At 32.4% G+C, this 8,665-nt stretch carries 5 protein-coding genes and 1 pseudogene; 4 read left to right on the top strand and 2 right to left on the bottom strand.

Annotated elements, in window-relative coordinates; translation table 11 throughout:
- Nucleotides 1-366 (bottom strand): ATP-binding cassette domain-containing protein (locus ACIQ66_RS10965; RefSeq protein ID WP_396212836.1); only part of this gene is annotated, 366 nt, incomplete at its 3' end.
- Between the two features lie 202 nt (nucleotides 367-568).
- On the opposite strand from ACIQ66_RS10965, the gene ACIQ66_RS10960 reads away from it, so the two are divergent.
- The 3 genes and pseudogenes from ACIQ66_RS10960 to ACIQ66_RS10950 all read left to right on the top strand — a co-directional run.
- Nucleotides 569-3,583, top strand: a complete 3,015-nt coding sequence (locus ACIQ66_RS10960) for a tetratricopeptide repeat protein (RefSeq protein WP_396212835.1) — start codon at nucleotides 569-571, stop codon at nucleotides 3,581-3,583.
- 22 nt (nucleotides 3,584-3,605) lie between these two features.
- Nucleotides 3,606-5,354 (top strand): TonB-dependent receptor, encoded by a 1,749-nt coding sequence (locus tag ACIQ66_RS10955; RefSeq protein ID WP_396212834.1) that lies wholly within the window; start codon nucleotides 3,606-3,608, stop codon nucleotides 5,352-5,354.
- A 335-nt stretch (nucleotides 5,355-5,689) separates the two neighbouring features.
- Nucleotides 5,690-6,046: pseudogene (locus tag ACIQ66_RS10950) on the top strand (NAD(P)/FAD-dependent oxidoreductase); the annotation flags it as partial.
- Between the two features lie 78 nt (nucleotides 6,047-6,124).
- Here ACIQ66_RS10950 and ACIQ66_RS10945 read toward each other — a convergent pair.
- Nucleotides 6,125-7,186, bottom strand: a complete 1,062-nt coding sequence (locus ACIQ66_RS10945) for a DUF3810 domain-containing protein (RefSeq protein WP_396212833.1) — start codon at nucleotides 7,184-7,186, stop codon at nucleotides 6,125-6,127.
- A gap of 380 nt (nucleotides 7,187-7,566) precedes the next feature.
- Between ACIQ66_RS10945 and pepD the strand changes: the two genes are divergently transcribed.
- Nucleotides 7,567-8,665 (top strand): beta-Ala-His dipeptidase (pepD, locus tag ACIQ66_RS10940; protein WP_396212832.1); only part of this gene is annotated, 1,099 nt, incomplete at its 3' end.

Genomic DNA, 8,665 nt, shown 5'->3' with positions numbered 1-8,665 from the left:
AATTTTTTCATCCATTTCTGTTTTGTCTTTCCAGCCAGTAGCTTTCAGTACAAAAAGCATGTTTTCTTTTACACTTCTATCGGGTAAAAGTTGAAAATCCTGAAAAATAATCCCAATTTTACGTCTCAAATATGGAATGTCATTTTCTTTTAAACCAATCAAATTATATTCAACAATTTCGCCTTCGCCTTCTGTTAGTGGTAAATCGGCATAAAATGTTTTCATCAAACTACTTTTTCCCGAACCTGTTTTTCCAATAATATAAATGAAATCACCATGCTTAACATCAAGAGTAATGTCCGACAAAATCGGATTGTTTTCTTGGTAAATCGTTGCATTTTTTAATGATAAAACAGTTTCTAACATAATTTGAATTATTTAATCTTGTAAAAGTAATAAGATAACGCTGGTATTCAAAATTATTTTGCTGCTTTACTAAAAAAAGCAACATCTATCTTCCATCTTCCAACTCCAAACAATTGTTAAAAAGAATGTTTATAATAAATACATTGCTTACTCCGTTATAGACTATAGAAATCAATACATTTGACAGTTAACAAGTAAGGCAATGAAACAAATAAAAAGACTACTATTTCTCTTGATTTTTATAGCAAGTAGCAACACTTTTTCGCAAAAGTCGGCTATCTATTCTAATGATTTAGAAGATTTTCAAAGAGCTGTAAATCTTTATAAAAATAACCAATACCAATCGGCGCAAATTATTTTTGATAAAGTAAAAGCAATCAATAATAATGCTGATATTCAGGCTGATTGTGCTTATTATAGTGCCAATTGCGCTATTCATTTAGGGCAAGCTAACGCAGACCAAATGATGGAGCGTTTCATTGCCGAATATCCAACAAGTCCGAAACAAAATCAAGCTTATACCGAAGTTTCTCAGTTTTATTTTGAACAAGGAAATTATCCGCAATCGCTTGCTTGGTCCGAACGAGTTGACATGAATTCTTTGAGTTATGAGGAACTCGAAAAGCATAATTTTCAACGCGGATATTGCTATTTTTCTGCTAATAAAAAGAAAGAAGCAACTCCCTATTTTAATAAAGTTATAAAATCTAAAAAATATGGTTCGCAAGCCAAGTATTATCTCGGTTTTATGGCGTATGAAGGCGATGATTATAAAAAAGCCAACGATTTTTTTAATGAAGTAGCAGGCGAAGAAAAATACCAAGAGAAATTATCTTATTTTCAGGCTGATATGAGTTTCAAATCGGGTAACTTTCAAAAAGCTATCGAGTTGGGGCAAACCGCTATGGTTAAATCCAATGCAGCAGAAAAATCGGAATTAAACAAAATTATTGGCGAAAGTTATTTCAATTTGAAACAATACGACAAAGCTATTCCGTTTCTGAGAGAATACCGTGGAACTAAAGGAAAATGGAGTAATACGGATTATTATCAAACAGGCTATGCCTATTATAAACAAGAAGATTACAATAGTGCGATTGCGCAATTCAATAAAATTATTGCTGGAAAAGATGCCGTTGCGCAAAACGCATATTACCACTTAGGTGAGAGCTATATGAAAATTGATAAAAAGCAAGAAGCCTTAAACGCTTTCAAAAATGCTTCTGAAATGGAATTTGATTTAAAAATTCAAGAAGATGCTTATTTGAATTATGCCAAATTGAGTTACGAAATTGGAAATTCTTATCAAAGTGTACCCGATGTTTTGAATTTTTTTATGACTAAATATCCAAATTCGCTAAACAAAACGGAGCTTCAAACGTTACTTGTCAATTCGTACATTACTTCTAAAAATTATAAAGAAGCATTGAGTTTATTAGAAAAAAACAAATCATTTGGAAACAAATTAGCTTACCAAAAAGTAACTTTCTATCGCGGAATCGAATTATATACAGATGGTGATTATCAACAAGCATTAGCCATGTTCAAAAAATCTATTGCGGAACAAAACAATGATAAGTTCACAGCAAGAGCTACTTTCTGGAAAGCGGAAACAGAATATGGTTTGGATAATTTCAACGATGCTTTATTGAGTTTCAAACAATTTGCAGGATTTGCAGATGCCAAATCAACGCCAGAATATAAAAATATCAACTATAATATTGGATATGCTTATTTTAAATTAAAAGAATACGAGCAAGCCGGAAATTCCTTTCAAGCTTATGTTGAGGCTGTTAAAGACGATAATGTTCGTTTGAATGATGCGTATTTAAGATTGGGTGATAGCCGATTTGTAACAGCAAAATATTGGCCAGCAATGGAAGCGTACAACAAATCGATGGAAATGAAAGGTATTGACGCCGATTATGCAGCTTTCCAAAAAGCAATTAGCTATGGTTTTGTTGCCAAAAATGATAGAAAAATTCAAGATTTTAATTCGTTTTTACAAAGTTATCCAAAATCTCAATATCGTGATGATGTGTTGTTTGAATTAGGAAATACCTTTGTGACAGAAGGAAAAACCGATTCTGCTATCAAAACCTACGAACAGCTAATCAATGAATTCAAAAAAGGTTCATTTATATCAAAAGCAATGTTGCGTCAAGGGTTGATTTATTATAATGACGAAAAGGATGATTTAGCAATAGCAAAATTCAAAAAAATCGCAGCAGAATATCCAAATTCTCCAGAAGCATTAGAGGCTGTTGCAACGGCAAGATTAATCTATGTTGACAATGGTAAAGTTTCTGAATATGGAGATTGGGTAAAAACCTTAGGATATATTCAAGTTTCTGATGCTGAATTGGATAATGATACTTATGAAGCTGCAGAAAAACAATATTTACAAAATAATGTAAAGCAAGCTATTTCTTCGTTGAGTATTTATTTAGCAAAATTTCCAAACGGGAATCATGCTTTGAAAGCTAATTTCTATTTGGCTCAATCCTATTATGCAGATAATTTAGCCAATAATTCTATTCCGAATTATGAATATGTAATTTCTAAATCTCGCAATGAATTTACCGAACAAGCATTAGCAAGACTATGTGAGATTTACTTGAAAAAAGAAGACGCAACAAAAGCGATTGTAGTTTTAAAACGATTAGAAACCGAAGCTGATTTTCCTCAAAACGTGACTTTTGCAAAATCTAATTTGATGAAAACCTATTACGAAAGCAAGGATTATCTTAATGCGGTAATTTATGCCGAAAAAGTTTTAGCCAATCCAAAAGTAGATGATAAAGTAAAATCGGATGCACAAATTATTGTGGCCCGTTCTGCAATAAAATCAAATGATGAAACTAAAGCCAGAATTGCTTATGTCAAATTGCAAACCATTGCCAAAGGAGAACTTGCAGCTGAAGCGTTGTACTATGATGCTTACTTCAAAAATAAAGATTCAAAATTTGAAGAATCGAATGAGGTGGTTCAAAAAATTGCCAAAGAATATTCAGGTTACAAATATTTTGGAGCCAAAGGTTTGGTGGTAATGGCCAAAAATTTTTACGGTTTGAAAGATAGTTTTCAAGCTACTTATATTTTGGAAAGTGTAATCAAAAATTTTGCTAATTACACCGATGTTGTAGAAGAAGCCCAAAAAGAATTGGACACAATTAAAGCAATAGAATCTAAGACAAATTCCTCAATAGGTAATTAATTCATAGTAAAAAGTAAAAAAAATGAAATTCAAAATTCAATATATAGCATTTAGTTTAGTATTTCTTGCAACTCAATTCGCTTTCTCTCAAAAGAAAGACGAAAACATTGGAACAGAAGTTGTAAACGTTGTAAAACCATACACGCCAACAATTTCTGATGCTTTCAAAGTTAAAGAAACGCCAAGTCTAAACGATGAAGAAACCAACAAAAAAGAAGGAATTAAATATTCTATTTTCTCATTTCCAGTTGCTTCAACTTTTGCGCCAGCCAAAGGAAAAGCTGCCGGTGTTGATAAAGAAGCTCAAGAAGAGTTATTCAACAGTTACGCAACAATTGGACTTGGAAATTACATCAATGCCTTAGGTGAATTGTATGTTACCAAAAACATTGGCGATACCGATTATTTTGGGGGCATGTTCAAACATTTTTCGTCTCAAGGTGGTATCAAAGATTTAGTTATAGATGATAAATTCAGTACAACGTCTTTCGATTTGACTTATGGAAGCAAAAAACAAGCCTATTCTTGGACAGCCGATTTGGGTTATGAACTAAAAAGTAATTTTTGGTATGGTTTACCATCTGATTTTGCTAATTTATATACAGAAGACGAAAAATCGAAAGTGATAAGTACCATCAATGAAGCCAATTCTTTTAGTAACATTTCGGCTGGTGGAAACATCAATTTTAATAATAGTATGTTCAATGATGTGAGCGTAAAATTTAATCATTTTTCAGATAAATTCAAATCGTCAGAAAGCAGATTTTTGGCAAAACCAACATTCGAATTTGATGCCGCAGGAACTACTATCAAAACCAAATTAATGGTCGATTATCTTGGCGGAAGTTTCAAAAAAGATTACACCAATTTAACTTCAATAAATTACGGTTACACCAATCTCGGAATCCATCCAAGTATTGCCATGAACCGAAATGACTGGTCGTTTAACCTTGGTGCGGCAGCTTTTTATAGTATAGATATTGAAAACAAGAAAAACAAATTTTTCGTTTATCCACAAATCAATGCTTCTATCGCTTTGGTCGAAAATATCATGATTTTTTACGCTGGAGCAGAAGGAACTTTACAACAAAACTCGTATCGTGATTTCGTTTCCGAAAACCAATTTGTTTCACCAACATTAATCGTTGCGCCAACCGACAAACAATTTGATGTTTTTGGAGGTTTAAAAGGAAAAGTGTCTAACAATTTAAGTTACAATGTTCGCGGTTCGGTAATGAGCGAAAAAAACAAAGCTTTATTCATTAGCAATTATTATGATAATACTATTGTTGAACAACAAAATTACCAATACGGAAACTCGTTTGATGTGATTTATGATGACATGAAAACCATCAGTTTCTTTGGCGAATTAAAGGCCGATTTTACTAAAAATTTCTCAATTGGTGTAAACGGAACTTTCAACAACTACAGTATGAAAAATGAAAAAGAAGCATGGAATTTACCAAGTATAAAATTAGGTACTAATCTTGATGTGAATATCACTCCAAAATGGTATGCAGGCGCCAATATGTTTTTTGTAGGCGATCGAAAAGATGAAATTGATAAAATTAATAATCCATTAGTGCATAATATTGTCACTCTAAAAAGCTATTTCGATGCCAATGCACACTTGGGTTTCAAACACAACAATCGTTTGACTGCTTTCTTGAAACTCAACAATATTGCTAATCAAGGCTATCAAAAATGGATGAATTATCCTGTGCAATCCTTCCAGTTCATGTTAGGGGCAAGTTATAAGTTCAATTTATAGAAGCTATTTCCCGTATCGTTTTTAGAGCGAGATTGCAACCTGCCTGCATGTCTTTTTATTTTTAAAGAAAAAATAAAAAGGATTTTCACTGCTATCTGGGCTAGACTTATCGGTAAATATTTGGTATAATCTTAACCTTCAGGATTTTCTTTGTGTCTTTTTGTGTTAATAAATATTTTTTGCGACTCTACAAGAAATTAATCTTAGTAAACATTGTGACTTCTTAGTTTCTTAGTGGTTAAAAATCTTCGTAAATTTACTTTAAACAAAAAAGAAACATGAATATTCCACAATCGTCAAATCCCAGAATTGTCATCATAGGTGGCGAATTTGCAGGTCATCCTATGATGGCGTAACCTGCTATGCAAAAAGGCGCATTGTTAGGCGAAAATTAAATCAAAGTAATAAACAAAAAAACACTAAAACCTTTTGAATATAACGACAAAGGTTCAAAGGCAACTATAGGAAGAAACAAAGCTGTTGTCGATTTGCCACATTATCACTTCAACGGTGTTTTTGCATGGTTTGTTTGGATGTTTGTGCATTTATTTTCACTTATTGGTTTTAAAAATAGAGCCGTTGTTTTCCTAAATTTGGTTTACAATTACATTCGTTTTGACCGTGAAGGAAGATTAATAGTTAGACCTTATAAAAAGAAAAGTTTTGTTACGTTTACTAGCGATGAGGTTTAGATTACAGATATAAGAATGCAGATTTCTGGTAATAAAGGTTTGTTAAATCTGTGTCATCTGTGTTCTAAATAAAATGTTCTACAAATTTTTGTCTTTGTAGTAACCAACCAATAAATTCACATATTTACTATAACTTTCCATGCCATCTTTTTGTTGATTTAGTTTTAAAAACTGATCATAAAACTCATGAAAACCTTTGTCAATAATTGTGTCATATTGTTTCCAAAAGGCTTCACTTTCTTTAAAGTTTTCCAAAATTCCTGGATTTAGTTTCTTTAAAAATGATGCTGTTTTGGTTTCGTCTAAAGCATTCATATTTCTCAAACAATAACGCAAAGCTGCTGTATATGCTGAATACTGAAAGTGCAAATCATCATTTTTTATACAAGCCAAAAAGCCAATGAAATTGCATTCGCTTTCGCTTCCAAAACCTATTTGATGTGCCATTTCGTGACAAATAACATTAGGAAAACCATACATCGGGATTTTAGCATTGACTTGGGCCTCATTCGTAAACGGATTCAAATAACCGCCAAACCCCATGTAGGTTAGCGGTAAACTATACAGCGATTTTTTTCGACTAGGGATTTCATATTCAAAAAAAGGATATTGTTTTGCTAAGTTGGAATAACCATTCTCAGTCATTTTATAAATCACTTCTTGCGAATACGGATTAATAACTTTCAGGTTTTTATCTTTAGTAATTTGAAATTGAATTTCATTCGTTTTTGTAATCAATTTATTGGTAAATACAAGCAAATTTACTTCAGTATAATCGCGCTCAATTTCCATTTTTTCAAATAAAGGCAGACGATAATAATTCATTGCCCAAAGCAAATGAAACAGAAAATAAACAACCGAAAGAACGCTCGTAATTTTCAATAAATTGGTTTTCCAACCCAATCGCCAAGATTTTCTAGTTTTCCATATTTTTAAAACTAACAAAACAATCAAAATTCCATAAACAACATCACCAACCGAAAACGGAATTTGCCCTAATGTTGTTCTCAATATTTTAGAAATTAAAATATACAAACCATTGCTATAAAAGCGTTCAACAACTTCTGGAAAAAATGAAATTACCTTCAGAAAAATAATCTGAATAATTAGAAATAGTGGAAGAATGTATTTTCGTTTCACGTCTTAAATTTGGTATAAAAATACTTATAAATCAGTAACTCGTAATTCTTTTTTTGTAAATTTGTGATTCAATTATTAGATTAATGACACAAATTACCTTAAATATTCCTGATAATGAATTAAATTCCTTTTTTGAAACTAATAGAAAAGTTTAATTATGAACCATAAATTAATGATTTTTATATGAATCAAGAAATGAAATATTTAGTAGATGAGAGAAGACAATCTTTAAAGATTGAAGACTTTATTCCTTGGGAAGATTCTAGAAAAACAATCACATATATAACAAACTACAATACTAAATAACATCACAGTTTCGTAAAATTTCACAATCCAATTAATTTGTGAAAATTCGTGAAATTTGTGTCTAAAAAACAACAATGAGTCAAGAAATTAGAAACCTCGAACCAAAAGTACTTTGGAATAAATTTGCCGATTTAAACGCTGTTCCGCGTCCGTCCAAAAAAGAAGAACGTGTAATTGAGTTTATGAAGAACTTCGGAAGCAGTCTAGGATTAGAAACGTTTGAAGACGAAATCCGAAACGTAATCATCCGCAAACCTGCAACTGCCGGAATGGAAAACCGCAAACCAATTGTCTTGCAAGGACATTTAGATATGGTTCACCAAAAAAACAACGATACCAATTTCGACTTCCTAACACAAGGTATCGATATGTATGTTGATGGCGACTGGGTAAAAGCTCGCGGAACAACACTAGGTGCCGACAACGGACTTGGAGTAGCTGCTATTATGGCAATTTTAGAAAGTAAAGACATTCCGCATCCAGCTATTGACGCGCTTTTTACTATTGATGAAGAAACTGGAATGACAGGTGCTCTAAATCTAAAAGGTGGCGTTTTGAAAGGTGAAATTTTGTTAAATTTAGATACCGAAGAAGACGACGAAATCGACATTGGTTGCGCTGGTGGAGTAGATGTTACTGCAACAAGAACTTACCACGAGGAAGAAACGCCAGAAGCTTCTGTTGGTTATACCATTACTGTAAAAGGTTTAAATGGTGGCCATTCGGGAATGGATATTCACAAAGGTTTGGGAAATGCAAATAAAATCATGAACCGTTTATTATTTGACGGATTTGAGAATTTTGGACTTCAAATTGCCGAAATTTCAGGTGGAAGTTTGCGTAATGCAATTCCGCGTGAAAGTGTTGCCAAAGTGATTATTGCGTCAATGTACGACGAAGCATTTGTATTTGATATGCAAGAAGTAATTAACGATATCAAAACTGAATTTAAAACAACGGAACCCAAACTTACCATTGAAATTGAAAAAGCTGATTTACCTGCAAAAGTAATGGAATTGGGTGTTCAAGAAGGTTTACTTCGTGGAATTTATGCTGCTCATAACGGTGTTTACAGAATGAGTGCCGATATGGAAGATTTAGTAGAAACGTCAAATAATATTGCTAGAGTAGTGGTAAAAGACGGCGAAATTTCGATTCAAAATTTAACGCGTT

Origin of the sequence: Flavobacterium sp. (assembly GCF_044377315.1) — a bacterium.
GTDB lineage: Bacteria > Bacteroidota > Bacteroidia > Flavobacteriales > Flavobacteriaceae > Flavobacterium.
The sequence above is the reverse complement of the archived record's forward strand: the minus strand, read 5'-3'. Positions and strand labels throughout refer to the sequence as shown.